Genomic DNA, 13,877 nt, shown 5'->3' with positions numbered 1-13,877 from the left:
CCGCGCCGCGCCCGATGTTGCATCGCCGCGACGCCGCCCCGGGCCGCTCGGCCGGGCGCGCCGCCGGGTGACGAAATTTGTGCAATTCGTCGCGCCAGGGGCGCGAACCGACACACCTGGTATCGGTTCGGGCCGCGATGGGTGGCACACTCCATGTCTGACGCCTATCCCGGGGCCCCCAGCCAACCTGAACGCTTGACAAACGCGGCTCTGTAGCGCGTCCTATCGGGCGTGCGCCCGGCCCCGTATCGGACGGGTCTCGCGTACTTCAGGGGAGTTTTTGCCAATGATCGTCGCTAACAATGACCGGCGTAACAGCCGGCTGTCCGCTGTAAAGCAGGTCTCCGCCGTGATCGCGCTGGGATGCGCGCTGGCCGCCTGCGGAAAGAAGGAAGACGCCGCGCCCGCCACGGACGCGTCGCCCGCCGCCGCGGCCACCGCCCCGGCGGTGACGGCGCAGACCGCGGTCTCGGCCAAGGTCTCGGCCTTGTCGGTCGAGCAACTGCGCGAGGCCGCGCGCAAGGCCTATGTGGAGAACCGCCTGTACGCCCCGGCCGAGGACAACGCCGTCGAGTACTACCTCGCCCTGCGCGAGAAGGCCCCGGCCGACGCCGTGGCCTCGAGCGCGCTGACCGACCTGCTGCCGATGACGGTCATCGCGACCGAACAGAGCGTGGGCCGCGAGGACTTCGCCGAAGCCCAGCGCCTGGCCGCGCTGATCGAACGCGCCGACCCGCAACATCCGGCGGTCGCCCGCCTGAAGGCCAGCATCGGCGCTTCGCAGGAAGCCCTGGCCAAGCGCGCCGAGCAGGAAAAGCTCACCGCCGAAGAGCAGCTCAAGAAGCAGGCCGAGGTCGAGAAGCAGCGCCAGACCCAACAGCAGCAGCAACAGCAGCAGGCCGCCCAGCAACTGGCGACCCAGCAGGCGGCCGAACGCCAGGCGGCGACGCAGCGCGAAGCCGAGCAGCGTGCGGCCGAGCAACGCGCCGCCGAACAGCGCGCCAGCGAACAGCGCACCGCCGAGCGTCCGGCCCCGACCGAGCGTGCGTCGACCGCGTCGACCGCGACCCCGGCCAGCGAACTGCGCGCGGTCTCCACGCCGGCCCCGCGTTACCCGCCGGAAGCCTTGCGCGCCGGCCAGTCGGGCGAGGTCCAGGTCGAGTTCACCGTCGGCACCGACGGCTCGGTCACCGCCGCGCGCGTGGTCCGTTCCAACCCGGCCCGCGTGTTCGACCGCGAAGCCGTCAATGCGGTGCGCAAGTGGCGGTTCCAGCCGGTCCCGAGCCAGGTCACCACCCGGCGCACGATCGGCTTCAACCCGGGCGGTTGATCCGCGCGGCGTACGCCCTTGTCGCCAACAAAAAGCCCGGCGCGAGCCGGGCTTTTTGTTGGCAGTCGCCGGAAGTCGCGGCGACCGACTCGCTCCAGGGCGGCGAGGCAGCCGATCCGGATCGATCCGGCTGCCGGTGGCCTATCAGCCCGAAATCGCCAGCGTCTCGTTGTGGTAACGGCGCACCGCCGCGAACCACAGCAACGCCGCGACGGCGAAGGCCGTGCTCATGTACACCGCCCAGATCTGGCCCGGGATCGCTTCCTCGCGGATGACCTTGAGCAGCATCTGGTTCTGCGCCAGGAACGGCACCGCGAACTGCCACAGCTGGGTCTTGAGCGGGTTGACCATCAGCACCACCGACGGCACCGCCGGCAGCAGCATCAGCCAGGCCATGTGGCTCTGCGCTTCCTTCAGGCTCTTGGAGGTGGCCGAGAGGAAGGTCAGCAGGGCGGTGCCGATGAACAGCATCGGCGTGAGGATCAGCAACATCTTGAAGATCGCCAGCAGGCTCATGTCGAGCATGCGCCCCACGCCGTCGCTCATCTGCGCGCTGAGCTTGAACGCAAGCAGGGTCAGCAGCAGCGACAGCAGGCCGAACAGGCAGGCGGCGGCGATCTTGCCGCTGACGATCGCCGAGCGCGGCGCAGGCGTGGCCAGCAGCGGTTCCAGCGATTGGCGTTCGCGTTCGCCGGCGGTGGCGTCGATGATCAGGTAAGCGCCGCCGATGAACGAGGTCAGGATCAACAGGTAGGGCAGCAGCACGGACAACAGCAGGCCGCGTTTCGCCTCGGGCGTGGCGACGTCGCGGTCGCCGACGTTGACCGGCTGGCTGACGGTCGCGGCGATGCCGCGGGCGAGCAGGCGCAGCACGCCGACCTGGCGGCTATAGCCCTCCAGCGCTGCGCGCACGCGCCGGTTCGGGATCTCGGCGTCGCGGCGGGTGCTGTCCTGGACGATCTCGACCAGAGCCGGCTGGCCCAGTTTCCAGTTCTCGGCATAGTCCTTGGCGATGATCAGGCCGACGTCGTGGTCCTGGTTCAGGATCGCCGCGTCCAGGTCGGCCGGGGCCGGGATGGCGACGATGTTCTGGGTGGCGAGGAACTTGATCAGGTTCGGCGCGTGCTCGGCGCCGCGCACCGGCACCCGCAGTTCGGTGTCGAGCTGGGTACGGGTGCGTTTCTCGGCGATCGTGCTCAGGCCGAGCATGAACAAGGGATACAGCAGCGGACCCATCAACAGGGCCATGGCGAGGGTGCGGCGGTCGCGCGAGATGTCGCGCAGTTCCTTGCGGATCACCGCCCAGACGGCGGAAAAGGCCGAGGTGTTCATGCGTGCAGGCCCTCGTCGCTGCCGATCGCCTGGACGAAGGCGTCCTCGAGATTGTCCTGGCCGGTCAGCGCTCGCAGTTCGTCGGCGGTGCCGGAGGCCACGACCTGGCCCTTGGCGATGATGACGATGCGGTCGCACAGCGCCGCGACCTCTTGCATGATGTGGCTGGAGAAGATCACGCAGCGTCCCTCCTCGCGCAGGCCGCGCAGGAAGCCGCGCAGCGCCCGCGTGGTCATCACGTCCAGGCCGTTGGTGGGCTCGTCCAGGATCACGTTGCGCGGGTCGTGGACCAGGGCGCGGGCGATCGCGGTCTTGGTGCGCTGGCCCTGCGAAAAGCCTTCGGTCTGGCGGTCGAGGATGTCGTCCATGTCCAGCGCCTGCGACAAGGCGCGGGTGCGCTCCTCGATCAGGCCGCGCGACAGGCCGTGCAACTCGCCGAAATAGGCGATGTTCTCGCGCGCGGTCAGGCGCTTGTACACGCCGCGCGCATCCGGCAGCACGCCGAGCGCGCGCCGCACCGCGGCCGGGTCGCGGCCGGCGTCGATGCCGTCGACGCGGACTTCGCCGCGGTCGGGCCGCATCAGGGTGTAGAGCATGCGCAAGGTGGTGGTCTTGCCGGCGCCGTTGGGGCCGAGCAGGCCGGTGATCTGGCCGTCGCGGGCCTCGAAGTCGACGCCTTGCACGGCGTGGACGGTACCGGTCTTGGTCTTGAAGCTTTTATGCAGATCGTGAGCTGAAATCATGGTGTCGGGACTCGGGTTTCGGGCCGGGGAGCGGAGCTGAAGTTCGGGGCTCGGTACTCGGGACTTGGGACTCGGGACTCGGGACTCGCAGGGCATTCGCTGCGCTGGTCCGGTCGCCCTGCATCCGCCAATTCCGAATCGACTCATGGCTCCCAGCCGTTGAAAGAGACGAAGGGCGGCACATAGCCGAGCGCATCGAGGCAACGCGCGTCGAGCTTTTTGGCGTCGGCGGTTTCGACGAACTGGCCGAGCAGCTTCGGGGTGCAGCCGATGCGCAGCGCGCCGTGGCCCTGGCCGCGCAGGATCAGGTGACGGCCGTTGGGCAGGTGCTTGACCACCTGGTCGCCGTAGCGCGGCGGCGTGACCGGGTCGAGTTCGCCCGACAGCAGCAGGGTCGGCAGGTTCGACTTGAACGGCGCATGGAAGTCCTTCGGCCGCGAGCCGGTCGGCCAGACCTTGCACTGCGCGATCAGGGTCTTGGTCATGGCATCGCCCATCACCGTATCGGCGTCGCGCGGGTCGGGCTGGATCAGGTCGGCGTCCTCGGCGCAGATCACCGACAGCTGCATGCCGTAGTTCAGCTCCTCGCTGAGTTGGCTCTCGATCATCTTCGACAGCGCCATCAGCGGCGCGTAGCGGCCCTGGTCGGCTTCGTTCAACACCAGCGGCAACAGCGAAGCGGCTTCCGGCGCATACGAGAACATCCGGGTCAGCATGCCGACCTGGGCCGCGCTGATCGGCGCGCGCTTTTGTTCGCCGGTGTGCGGATCGCGGTAGTCGACTTCAACCGGCGTCTGCAGGCGCGCCATCAGCTGGCGCAGCTGTTCGCGCGGATCGGCGCCGAAGCGCGCCCGGCAGGCCGGGACTTGCTGGCACAGCTTGAACTGCAGGGCCAGCGCGTTGTCGAGGTTGCGCGCGTGGTCGCTGCCGAGCACCAGCTCGTTCGGTACCACCCCGTCGAGCACCACGCTGCGGGTGTGCTGCGGATAGCGCGTGGCGTACTGCTGGGCGACGCGGGTGCCGTAGGAAATGCCGACCAAGTCGATCTTGGCCGCGCCGATCGCGGCGCGCACCGCGTCGAGGTCGGCAATCGCGTCGCTGGTGGTGAAGCGGGCGGCATCGACGCCGAGCTGCCGGGCGCAGCGAGCGACCGCCTGCACCGCGGCATCGAACTGCGCGGCCTCGTCGCGATGGGCCGCGTTCTCGCCGGTGGCGTCGCGGCAGGCCAGCGGCGAGGACTTGCCGGTGCCGCGCTGGTCGATCAGGACGATGTGGCGGTGCTTGCGCACTTCGCGGAAGGCCGCGTCGACGCTGGGCCAGGACTCGGTCGCGGCCTGGCCGGGGCCGCCGGCGAGGAAGAACACCGGGTCTTCGGCGACGCCGGCCTCGTCGGTGGCCGGCAACCAGGCCAGGTTGAGCTTGAGCTTGCGGCCCTTGGGCTCGGCGGCGTTCTCCGGCACTTCGAACTGCGCGCATTGCGCCGCGATCGTGCCGCTGGCGTAAGGCGTGGACAGGGTGCACGGATCGAACACGATCCGGCCGTAGTGGCGCTTGGCTGCGCTCGTGTCGGTGCGCTTGGCGCCGGCGTCGGCCGAACCGGCCTGGCCGCAGCCGCTCAGTGCGGCCGCCGCGAGCATCGCGGCGAGCCCGAAGACCGCGAGGCTGCGCGGTCGGTATCCGTATCGAAGTGGGTGCATGTCCGTTTCTCGTTCCCAGGCGGTGCGCCTTCAAGAATGACAGACGGGGGCGACGGGAAAAATGTGACCGGACCGGACGCACCGGTTTCTGACGGGACTGCGCGCTCGCCGCCATGGCCGGCTGCGCTGGGTCGCGCCGTGCGCGCTTACTTCGAGGAGACGTATTTCTCGCGGCGGATCTGCGGCACCGGCAGGCCGTGGCCCTTGAGCGCCTCGAAACAGGTGTCGACCATGTTCGGGTTGCCGCACAGGTAGGCGATGTCGCTGTCGGGGTTCGGCGCGAACTCTTCCAGGAACTGCTGGACGTAGCCGTGCCGCACGTCCGGGTGCGGCTGCTCGGGCAACTCGCGCGAGAAACAGGGCACGAAGCGGAAGTTCGGGTGGCGATCGGCGAAGGCGCGGAACTCGTCGCCGTACAGCAGCTCGATCGGCGAACGCGCGCCGTACAGCAGGACCACCTCGATGCCGCGGTCGCGGATCTGCGCCTCCAGCTGCGGCAGCATCGCCCGGTACGGGGTCACCCCGGTGCCGGTGGCGATCAGCAGATAGCGGCGGTTGGCGTCGGCCGGGTTGAGGCAGAACCGGCCGAACGGCCCGCTGGCCTGGACCAGGTCGCCCTCGTCCATGCCCTCGAACAGCGCCGTCGCGGCGCCGCCGGCGACGTAGCTGACCGCGATCTCGACCGTTTCCCCGGCGCCGAGCGCGTGGTCGTGGATGGTCGCCAGCGAGTAGCTGCGCTTGGTCGCGGTGCCGTCGGCGTACTGGAAGTGCACCTGGATGAACTGGCCGGGGATGTAGTCCAGCGGCTCGCCGTCGTCGCGCAGGAAGACGTAGTGGCCGACGGTCGGGGCCAGCATCCGGCGCGAAACGAGTTTGAGCGGGAACTGCTTCATGGAGATCGAGCTTCTGGGTCGTGTGCCTGGCGAGGCGCGGGGGGCGTTCGGGCGCACGGGGCGGCCGGGCGGTGGTCGGGCGGCCGTCCAGTGCAAAGTCTGGGGACTGTGCGGCGCTGCGCAACGCGGGAATTCGCAACAGTCTGTGACCGGAGCGCCACCGCGGGGCCGCCTATACTAAGGCATTCGCCGCGAGGCCCGCGGCAGGCTTCCCGAGAACACTCCGAATGACCCAGTCCCAGGCCGCGTCCGCAGCGGCATCGGCCGAGCCGGTGCCTGCCCTGCGCGTGCGCGCATTGCGCAAGACCTACGACAACCGCGTCCAGGCGCTCAAGGGCGTGTCCCTGGACGTGGCCCCGGGCGACTTCTTCGCCCTGCTGGGCCCCAACGGTGCCGGCAAGTCCACCCTGATCGGCATCGTCAGCTCGCTGGTCAACCTCAGCGAGGGCTCGGTGTCGATCTTCGGCACCGACCTGGCGAGCCAGCGCGAGGCGGCGATGCGCCTGATCGGGCTGGTCCCGCAGGAGCTGAACTTCAACATGTTCGAAAAGCCGCTCGACATCCTGGTCAACTACGCCGGCTTCTACGGCGTGCCCCGGGCCGTCGCGCTGCAGCGCGCCGAGGAAGAGCTCAAGCGCGCCCAGCTGTGGGAAAAGGCCCAGATGATGAGCCGCACCCTGTCGGGCGGCATGAAGCGACGGCTGATGATCGCCCGCGCCATGATGACCCGGCCGCGCCTGCTGATCCTCGACGAGCCCACCGCCGGCGTCGACATCGAGATCCGCCGCGGCATGTGGAAGACCCTGCGCGAGATCAACGCCTCCGGCACCACCATCATCCTGACCACCCATTACCTGGAAGAAGCCGAAAGCCTGTGCCGCAACCTGGCGATCATCGACCAGGGCCGCATCGTCCAGCAGGGGCCGATGAAGACCCTGCTGGCGATGCTCGACGTCGAGGGCTTTCTGTTCGACATCGACGGCGTGCTGCCGGCGGCGCTGCCGCAGATCGAAGGCGCGACGGTGGTCGCCACCGACGACCACACCCTCGACCTGGAGATGCCGCGCGCGATGGACCTCAACCGGGTCTTCGCCGCGCTCGGCGAGGCCGGCATCCGGGTGCGCTCGATGCGCACCAAGTCCAACCGCCTGGAAGAACTGTTCGTGCGCATGATCAACCAGCCCGAGGCCGCCCAGACGGAGACCGCCGCATGAGCCAGACCCTGCCCGCGGCCGTCGCCGAACCCACCCCGATGCGCCGCAACCTGGTCGCACTGGGCACCATCGTCCGCCGCGAGGTGATGCGCATCCTGCGCATCTGGGGCCAGACCCTGGTGCCGCCGGCGATCACCATGACCCTGTACTTTTTGATCTTCGGCGGCCTGATCGGCTCGCGCATCGGCGAGATGGGCGGCTACAGCTACATGGAGTTCATCGTTCCCGGCCTGGTGATGATGAGCGTCATCCAGAACAGCTACGGCAACATCTCCTCGAGCTTCTTCGGCGCCAAGTTCGGCCGCCACGTCGAGGAACTGCTGGTCAGCCCGATGCCGAACTGGGTGATCCTGTGGGGCTACGTCGCCGGCGCGGTGCTGCGCGGCCTGATGGTCGGCGTGATCGTGCTGTTGATCGCCATGTGCTTCACCTCGGTGCGCGTGCCGCACCCGCTGGTCACCCTGACCACCGTGCTGCTGGGCGCGACCATCTTCTCGCTGGCCGGCTTCGTCAACGCGGTCTACGCGAAGAAGTTCGACGACGTCGCGATCGTGCCGACCTTCATCCTGACCCCGCTGACCTACCTGGGCGGCGTGTTCTATTCGGTCAAGTTGCTGCCGCCGTGGGCCGAGGCGGCGACCCACGCCAACCCGATCTTCTACATGGTCAACGCCTTCCGCTACGGCCTGCTCGGCAGCAGCGACGTGCCGTTGTGGGTGGCATACGCCTTGATGATCGGTTTCGTGGTGGCGTTGTCGTCGTTGGCGTTGTGGTTGCTCAAGCGGGGCGTGGGTTTGCGCAGCTGAGGCTGCGCCTGCTGGAGGGGTTCGCAGCGCGGCATTCCGCCTTTGTAGGAGCGACGTGAGTCGCGACCGCGGGACGCGTAGAGGCGACAACGCCAATGTTGCCCATCGAAGCGGCGCACTTTCGCGAAGGGTAGGAGGGCGCAAGCCGCGACCGCCGTGCTCCGATCTCGCGTTGTCTTTGGGTTGCGACTTGTAGGAGCGACGTGAGTCGCGACCGCGGCCTTGCATTATCGCGTCGATGCCGGCCGCAGGCTGTCAGGGTAGGAGCGGCGCAAGCCGCGACATCGCTGCGACAGTCTCGCGGCGCATCGTTCATCGAACGATGATCAAAGATCAAGATCAAACCCAAAGCCTCCGCCACTAAAGCGGCGGGTTACTTTCTTTTGTCTAAAGCAACAAAGAAAGGTAACCAAAGAAGTTGCTTTGTTTTGAATCAAGGGCCCGCACGATCGATGCATTCGCAGGGATTTTTCATACGGGACATCCCTGTCCCGATGAAAACGGCCTGCATCCATGCAGGCCGCCCTCCGGGTCTTCTCTTGCCTTCGCTAGTTCGAATCGGCGCACAGCAACGGCAACATCTTCACGGCAACCGCAACCGCAACCGCAACCGCAACCGCAACCGCAACCGCAACGGCAACGGCAACGGCAACGGCAGTACAGCACGCAGCCGCGACTGAACGCGTTCTTGCCGCCATTGACCCCTCATGCACTCCGCATGCGTTACAACCTCGCACGCACCGGCCTCGATGGACCGGCCCACGTTACCCAGGAGAACCCCATGCGCCTGATGCCTCTCGCTGCGATCCTGTCGATCGTCTTCGCCGCCGGTTGCGCGGCACCCGACCAGGCCAAGGACACGGTCGGCGCCGACGCGCCCTCGACGCCGGCGGGCGATCCGGGGCCGGCGGGCCGGCCGATGGGCAAGATCGGCGCCGACCAGGTCGGCAAGGTCAGCCCGGTGCCGGCGTTCAAGGGCTACGGCGAACACTGGGGCATCGACATCCAGGCCAGCGGCGGAATGGCGCACAAGGTCGAGCTGACCTGGGGCAGCGGCAGCGAGCGGGCCAGCGGCACGGTCGATTACAAGGGCCCGCCGGCCGATGCGGCAAATTCTTCGATCGTGCTCAGCGGCGAGTTGGCGACCAAGGCAGGCGCCAAGCCGATGGTGGTCGAGATCAGCCGCAAGGACTGCACCGACGACGGCGACCGCCCGCACGCGCACAGCGTGCAGGTCACCGTCGAGGGCCTGCCGCCGATGCGCGGTTGCGGCGACCTCGCGGTGTACTGAGCGTCGGCGCCGCCTACCTCAGCGAACGCACGCCCGCTGCGAGCGGGCCTGCATGACGAGGCCCGCTGTAACGAGGCCTGCTGTAACGAGCATGCTCGCCGTGCAATCCAGGCCCTGGCGTCAGGCCTGCACCGCCGGATAGCGCCGGCGGTGCAGCCACACCACCAGCAACGCCGAGAGCACCGGGGCGGCGAACAACAGCAGCAATACGATCACCAGCAGCTCGGCCATGCCGAGCCGGTCGCCCAGGATCACCAGCGGCAGCGCCGGCAGCACGATCAGCAACGGCGTCAGCAGGGCGGAGACCAGGGCCGGCATCGTGCCGCTGCCGCGGCGCGCCGGCAGCAGGGCCCAGCACAGGCCGTGCACGGCGCCGATCGCGAGCGCGGCGATGGTCATGCCATGGCGCTGGTCGCTGTCGCTCAGGGCGGCGAAGCGGCTGGCGGTGTGCTGCAGCAGCAACAGCACGCCGGTGCAGACGCCGAACGCGACCAGTGCGCCGAGCAGGCGCCGCTGCCCGCCGCTCCAGGCCACCGGGGTGGGGCCGCGTCCGCCGACCGCGAAGGCGATCGTCAGACCGATCGCCGAGGTGACCGCCACCTTGGCGGCGTTGAGCGGCGGCAGCCAGCGATACAGTTCGGTCGCCGGCACGCTGTCGCTCAGAGCCTGCATGGTTTGCAGCACCGCGATCGACCACAGATAGCCCAGCCCGAACACCAGCGCCACCGCGACCAGCAGCGCGGCCCAGGCGCGTCGCGGCGGGCCGCGGCGCGCGATGATCGCGCTGGCCAGGACGAGGTTGACGCCGATCAACAGGCCGATGCCGCACAGCCACTCCAGCCAGGCGAACAGCTGCGAACTGGCGCCGTCGGCGCCTTCGGGCAGCGGATGCTCGATCTGCGAGACCAGGAAGAACGCAGCGGTCAGCACGAACACGCAGGCGGCGAGCGCGAGCGGAAACCAGGCGGGCGACCGCGATGCGGGGTGATCCATGAAGTCGGTCCTTGCGGGGCAGGCGAGCAGCGAGGGAGGCGGTCGTCAGCGCCGTGCGAAAGGCGCGCGACGGCCGGCGAAGGCGGCTCAGTCTAGTGCCTGTCCCGTCGCCATCCCAGGACGCTGTCCTCAAGCCGCGCCGTGCCGCGTTGATGGAGGCTGACGCCGCCTTTCCTGTTGCCGCGGCAGTCTTCCCCGCACCGTCGTTTCGCCTTCATCGCGGCCACGGGCCACCGCCCGGCACGACGACGGCGCTTCACGGCGGCGGTGAAGCTGCGTTGGTAGCGGTATCGGCGGCACCACGTCGCCCCTACAGGAGTCTCTTATGCGCATCATGTTCGCCGCCGTCGCCGGATTGGGCCTGGCCGCCGCTCTCGCAGCCGCGTCCGCATCCGCCCAGCAGATCACTTTCCCGGCGCCGGTCTTCCGCGGCGGCAATGCCACCGACTGGAACGTGGCGATGACCACCCAGCAGGATTTTTCGATCGACTATGCCCTGACCGTGCCGGAGTCGACGAGGCTGCTGAAAGGCAAGCTGCAGCAGAAGGCGGCCTCGGGCATGGGCGATTACCTGCTGGTCGGTAAGCTCGGCGACGGCACCGCTGCGCCCGGCCTGACCACGAAGCTGGCGCCGGTGCCGCTCGGCAAACAGTGCAAGGACGCCAAGGGCAACACCCGCGGCAAATACGGCCCGTATACCTACGTCGTCGTGCTCACGCCGGCCAAGCTCGGTCCGTGGAAGGTATGGAAGGGCTGCGGCAACTTCACCATGAACTGAGTTCGCCGGCCCGAGGGGCTTCAACCGGCGGCGTGCGCGCTCACGCCGCCGGCAGCCGGAAGAAGGCGGTGGCGGCGGCGGTGCTGTTGGCCGCGGTCGTCGCCACGTCTTCGCCGCGGTCGCGGGCGAGTTCCTCGACGATGTGGGCCAAGTACATCGGTTCGTTGCGCCGGTGCGACGGCGCCGGTTTGATCGTGCGCGGCAACAGATACGGCGCATCGGTCTCGATCATCAACCGCGAAGCCGGGATGTGCTTGACCAGTTCGCGCAGATGCAGGCCGCGGCGCTCGTCGCACAGCCAGCCGGTGATGCCGACGTACCAGTCCTGGTCGAGGTAATCGAACAGCTCCTCGCGCGTGCCGGTGAAGCAATGCACCACCGCCGGGCCGAGTTTGCCGTCGAAGTTGCGCATCATCGCCATGAAATCGGCGTGCGCGTCGCGCTGGTGCAGGAACAGCGGCTTGCCGATGTCGACCGCGGTCTGCAACTGCATCTCGAAGGCGCGCCGCTGCGCCGGGCGCGGCGAGAAGTCGCGGAAATAATCCAGCCCGCATTCGCCGACCGCGACCACCTCGTCGTGCGTCAGCAGCGCGCGCATCTCGGCATCGCATTCGGCGGTGTATTCGCTGGCGTGGTGCGGGTGCACGCCGGCGGTCGCGAACAGCTCGCCCGGGTGACGGCGTGCCAGCTCGAGCGCCTGCGGCGAATGCTCGCGGCTGGCGCCGGTGATCACCATGCGCGCCACCCCGGCCTCGCGTGCGCGCTGCAGCACGGCGTCGCGGTCGTGGTCGAAACTGTCGTGGGTCAGGTTGGCGCCGATGTCGATCAGTTGCATGAGGCTGGTGTCGCGGAAACAGCGCGCAGTGTAGGCGCTGGGCCGGGCCAGCCCAAGTTCTCCGCCGCCGCCCGGGCCGCACGGTCGGCGCCAGGGTCCGCCGCGACGGTCGCGGGCAATCGATTCACGACGGCGGCGACACGGCGTTATGCCCTTCGAAGGCGGCCGGCCGGTCGCCATGGGGACATCGCAATGCGCATCATCTCGACGATCTTCGCGCTGGGACTGGCATCGCTGCTCGCCGGCCTGCCGGCATCCGCACCCGCCGAGTCCAAGCCGAAATACGACTTTCCGAAGGCGGGCTTCGACGGCGGCAACTACGGTCAGGCCGGCTGGAGCATCCAGCTCAAGCGCAGCGGCCCCGGCCAAGTGGTGTTCGATCTCGCCCTTCCGCGCGGAGTCCGTGCGGCCCACGGCACGTTGACCTCGGTGGAGCCCGAGCCGGGTCCGCTCGATCTGAGTGCGAAGTACGCCCTGTCCGGGACCCAGAGCATCGCCGGCGAATCGCAGACCTTGCTGGTCATGCTCACGCCGAGCACCAAGGACAAACCCTGCCAGGACACCAAGCGCAAGAAGTACAGCCAGGCGATCCTGGTCTTCATCGGCGATATCGAGGACGGTGGCCGCCTCCTTTACGGCTGCGGCGAGTTCGCCAAGGACTGAGCGCGCCCGGTCCGCGCAGCAATGCAGGGCGGCCGCAGCGGCATCGCAAGCGCGTACAGCTCGCGCGCCCGGATCGGCGCCGCGCACCGTATCCTTGCGCGCGTGAACGCCGCCGAATTCCCGATCGATTCCCTGCTGCCGTCGATCCGCGACAGCCTGGCCGCGCATCCGCGCCTGGTGCTGGAAGCGCCGCCGGGCGCGGGCAAGACCACCCAGGTGCCGCCGGCGCTGCTCGATGCGCCCTGGCTGCAGGGCCAGCGCATCGTCATGCTGGAACCGCGCCGGGTCGCCGCGCGCGCCGCCGCGCAGTTCATGGCGCGGCAACGCGGCGAGGCCGCCGGCGACACCGTCGGCTACCGGATCCGCTTCGAGAACAAAGTCTCCGCGCGCACCCGCATCGAGGTGGTCACCGAAGGCATCCTGACCCGGATGATCCAGGACGACCCGAGCCTGGAAGGCATCGGCGCGCTGGTGTTCGACGAGTTCCATGAACGCCATCTCGCCGCCGACCTCGGCCTGGCCCTCGCGCTCGACGTGCAGGCCTCGTTGCGCGACGACCTGCGCATCGTGGTGATGTCGGCGACCCTCGACGGCGAGCGCCTGGCCCAGTTCCTCGATGCGCCGCGCCTGAGCAGCGCCGGGCGCAGTTATCCGGTGACGGTCGCGCACTACCCGGCGCGGCGCGAGGAGAAACTCGAGCACCAGCTGCGGCGCGCGGTCGAGCATGGCGTGCAACAGCATCCCGGCGACCTGCTGGTGTTCCTGCCCGGGCAGCGCGAGATCGCGCGCGCGCAGGCCGCGCTCGCCGGCAGCGAAGCCTTGCGCGGCATCGACGTGCTGAGCCTGCACGGCGAACTGCCGGTCGAGCAGCAAAGCCGGGTGCTGCAGCCCGACCCCGACGGCCGCCGCCGCGTGGTGTTGGCGACCAACGTCGCCGAGTCCAGCGTGACCCTGCCCGGCGTGCGGGTGGTGATCGACGCCGGCCTCGCCCGCGAGCCGCGTTACGACCCCAACAGCGGCTTCTCGCGGCTCGACGTGGTCCCGATCGCCCAGGCTTCGGCCGACCAGCGCGCCGGCCGTGCCGGCCGCGTCGCCGAAGGCTGGGCGTATCGGCTGTGGCCCGAGTCGCAGCGCCTCGAACCGCAGCGCCGGCCCGAGATCGTCCAGGTCGAACTGGCCGGGCTGGCGCTGGAGCTCGCCGCCTGGGGCGATGCCGGCCTGCGTTTCGTCGACCCGCCGCCGGGCGGCGCGATGGGCGCTGCGCGCGAACTGCTGCTGCGGCTCGGCGCGCTCGAGGCCGGC

At 69.2% G+C, this 13,877-nt stretch carries 14 protein-coding genes; 8 read left to right on the top strand and 6 right to left on the bottom strand.

Annotation, left to right across the window (positions count from 1 at the left end; translation table 11 throughout):
- Nucleotides 1-286 precede the first annotated feature (286 nt).
- Entirely contained in the window at nucleotides 287-1,330 is a 1,044-nt protein-coding gene (locus ACSAMQ_RS17355; protein WP_435396860.1) for a TonB family protein, read from the top strand.
- A gap of 144 nt (nucleotides 1,331-1,474) precedes the next feature.
- Here the strand turns inward: ACSAMQ_RS17355 and ACSAMQ_RS17350 are convergent, their stop codons facing one another.
- From ACSAMQ_RS17350 to ACSAMQ_RS17335, 4 genes are all read right to left on the bottom strand, one after another.
- Nucleotides 1,475-2,662, bottom strand: coding sequence for an ABC transporter permease (locus tag ACSAMQ_RS17350; RefSeq protein ID WP_435396859.1), 1,188 nt, complete (start codon nucleotides 2,660-2,662; stop codon nucleotides 1,475-1,477).
- Nucleotides 2,659-3,405, bottom strand: coding sequence for an ABC transporter ATP-binding protein (locus tag ACSAMQ_RS17345; protein ID WP_435396858.1), 747 nt, complete (start codon nucleotides 3,403-3,405; stop codon nucleotides 2,659-2,661). The genes ACSAMQ_RS17350 and ACSAMQ_RS17345 overlap by 4 nt, the downstream gene beginning before the upstream one ends.
- Nucleotides 3,406-3,548: 143 nt before the next feature.
- The gene (locus ACSAMQ_RS17340) at nucleotides 3,549-5,102 is read right to left on the bottom strand and encodes an alpha/beta hydrolase (RefSeq protein WP_435396857.1); all 1,554 of its coding nucleotides are present in this window, start codon (nucleotides 5,100-5,102) and stop codon (nucleotides 3,549-3,551) included.
- Nucleotides 5,103-5,248: 146 nt separating this feature from the next.
- Nucleotides 5,249-5,995 carry a ferredoxin--NADP reductase gene (locus ACSAMQ_RS17335; RefSeq protein WP_435396856.1) on the bottom strand — a complete coding sequence of 249 codons (747 nt, stop codon included), beginning with the start codon at nucleotides 5,993-5,995 and terminating at the stop codon, nucleotides 5,249-5,251.
- 227 nt (nucleotides 5,996-6,222) lie between these two features.
- On the opposite strand from ACSAMQ_RS17335, the gene ACSAMQ_RS17330 reads away from it, so the two are divergent.
- The 4 genes from ACSAMQ_RS17330 to ACSAMQ_RS17315 all read left to right on the top strand — a co-directional run bounded on the left by ACSAMQ_RS17330 (nucleotide 6,223) and on the right by ACSAMQ_RS17315 (nucleotide 9,306).
- The gene (locus tag ACSAMQ_RS17330) at nucleotides 6,223-7,209 is read left to right on the top strand and encodes an ABC transporter ATP-binding protein (protein ID WP_435396855.1); all 987 of its coding nucleotides are present in this window, start codon (nucleotides 6,223-6,225) and stop codon (nucleotides 7,207-7,209) included.
- The gene (locus tag ACSAMQ_RS17325) at nucleotides 7,206-8,015 is read left to right on the top strand and encodes an ABC transporter permease (RefSeq protein WP_435396854.1); all 810 of its coding nucleotides are present in this window, start codon (nucleotides 7,206-7,208) and stop codon (nucleotides 8,013-8,015) included. Before ACSAMQ_RS17330 ends, ACSAMQ_RS17325 begins: the two co-directional genes overlap by 4 nt.
- Nucleotides 8,016-8,467: 452 nt before the next feature.
- Nucleotides 8,468-8,695 carry a hypothetical protein gene (locus ACSAMQ_RS17320; protein ID WP_435396853.1) on the top strand — a complete coding sequence of 76 codons (228 nt, stop codon included), beginning with the start codon at nucleotides 8,468-8,470 and terminating at the stop codon, nucleotides 8,693-8,695.
- 101 nt (nucleotides 8,696-8,796) lie between these two features.
- On the top strand, nucleotides 8,797-9,306 hold the full coding sequence (locus tag ACSAMQ_RS17315; RefSeq protein ID WP_435396852.1) for a hypothetical protein: 510 nt from the start codon (nucleotides 8,797-8,799) through the stop codon (nucleotides 9,304-9,306).
- Nucleotides 9,307-9,426: 120 nt separating this feature from the next.
- Here the strand turns inward: ACSAMQ_RS17315 and ACSAMQ_RS17310 are convergent, their stop codons facing one another.
- On the bottom strand, nucleotides 9,427-10,299 hold the full coding sequence (locus tag ACSAMQ_RS17310) for a hypothetical protein (protein WP_435396851.1): 873 nt from the start codon (nucleotides 10,297-10,299) through the stop codon (nucleotides 9,427-9,429).
- Nucleotides 10,300-10,624: 325 nt separating this feature from the next.
- Between ACSAMQ_RS17310 and ACSAMQ_RS17305 the strand changes: the two genes are divergently transcribed.
- A complete protein-coding gene (locus tag ACSAMQ_RS17305) occupies nucleotides 10,625-11,077 on the top strand; it encodes a hypothetical protein (RefSeq protein WP_435396850.1) in 453 nt (150 codons plus the stop codon).
- A gap of 40 nt (nucleotides 11,078-11,117) precedes the next feature.
- On the opposite strand, the gene ACSAMQ_RS17300 is transcribed toward ACSAMQ_RS17305, so the two are convergent.
- Nucleotides 11,118-11,912 carry a TatD family hydrolase gene (locus tag ACSAMQ_RS17300; RefSeq protein ID WP_435396849.1) on the bottom strand — a complete coding sequence of 265 codons (795 nt, stop codon included), beginning with the start codon at nucleotides 11,910-11,912 and terminating at the stop codon, nucleotides 11,118-11,120.
- A gap of 192 nt (nucleotides 11,913-12,104) precedes the next feature.
- Here ACSAMQ_RS17300 and ACSAMQ_RS17295 point away from each other — a divergent pair, with 192 nt between their 5' ends.
- A complete protein-coding gene (locus tag ACSAMQ_RS17295) occupies nucleotides 12,105-12,575 on the top strand; it encodes a hypothetical protein (protein ID WP_435396848.1) in 471 nt (156 codons plus the stop codon).
- A 21-nt stretch (nucleotides 12,576-12,596) separates the two neighbouring features.
- Nucleotides 12,597-13,877 (top strand): ATP-dependent helicase HrpB (gene hrpB, locus ACSAMQ_RS17290; RefSeq protein ID WP_435396847.1); only part of this gene is annotated, 1,281 nt, incomplete at its 3' end.

Source organism: Lysobacter sp. 1R34A (assembly GCF_051217035.1).
Classification (GTDB): domain Bacteria; phylum Pseudomonadota; class Gammaproteobacteria; order Xanthomonadales; family Xanthomonadaceae; genus Lysobacter.
This window is presented reverse-complemented; position numbering and strand designations above follow the sequence as displayed.

Excerpts from the sequence above, each read along its gene's own strand:
- ACSAMQ_RS17315 (WP_435396852.1), top strand. The coding sequence starts at position 8,797 with ATGCGCCTGATGCCTCTCGCTGCGATCCTGTCGATCGTCTTCGCCGCC.
- ACSAMQ_RS17330 (WP_435396855.1), top strand. The coding sequence starts at position 6,223 with ATGACCCAGTCCCAGGCCGCGTCCGCAGCGGCATCGGCCGAGCCGGTG.
- ACSAMQ_RS17350 (WP_435396859.1), bottom strand. The coding sequence starts at position 2,662 with ATGAACACCTCGGCCTTTTCCGCCGTCTGGGCGGTGATCCGCAAGGAA.
- ACSAMQ_RS17295 (WP_435396848.1), top strand. The coding sequence starts at position 12,105 with ATGCGCATCATCTCGACGATCTTCGCGCTGGGACTGGCATCGCTGCTC.
- ACSAMQ_RS17355 (WP_435396860.1), top strand. The coding sequence starts at position 287 with ATGATCGTCGCTAACAATGACCGGCGTAACAGCCGGCTGTCCGCTGTA.
- ACSAMQ_RS17300 (WP_435396849.1), bottom strand. The coding sequence starts at position 11,912 with ATGCAACTGATCGACATCGGCGCCAACCTGACCCACGACAGTTTCGAC.
- ACSAMQ_RS17335 (WP_435396856.1), bottom strand. The coding sequence starts at position 5,995 with ATGAAGCAGTTCCCGCTCAAACTCGTTTCGCGCCGGATGCTGGCCCCG.
- ACSAMQ_RS17310 (WP_435396851.1), bottom strand. The coding sequence starts at position 10,299 with ATGGATCACCCCGCATCGCGGTCGCCCGCCTGGTTTCCGCTCGCGCTC.
- ACSAMQ_RS17345 (WP_435396858.1), bottom strand. The coding sequence starts at position 3,405 with ATGATTTCAGCTCACGATCTGCATAAAAGCTTCAAGACCAAGACCGGT.
- ACSAMQ_RS17340 (WP_435396857.1), bottom strand. The coding sequence starts at position 5,102 with ATGCACCCACTTCGATACGGATACCGACCGCGCAGCCTCGCGGTCTTC.
- ACSAMQ_RS17325 (WP_435396854.1), top strand. The coding sequence starts at position 7,206 with ATGAGCCAGACCCTGCCCGCGGCCGTCGCCGAACCCACCCCGATGCGC.
- ACSAMQ_RS17320 (WP_435396853.1), top strand. The coding sequence starts at position 8,468 with ATGCATTCGCAGGGATTTTTCATACGGGACATCCCTGTCCCGATGAAA.
- ACSAMQ_RS17305 (WP_435396850.1), top strand. The coding sequence starts at position 10,625 with ATGCGCATCATGTTCGCCGCCGTCGCCGGATTGGGCCTGGCCGCCGCT.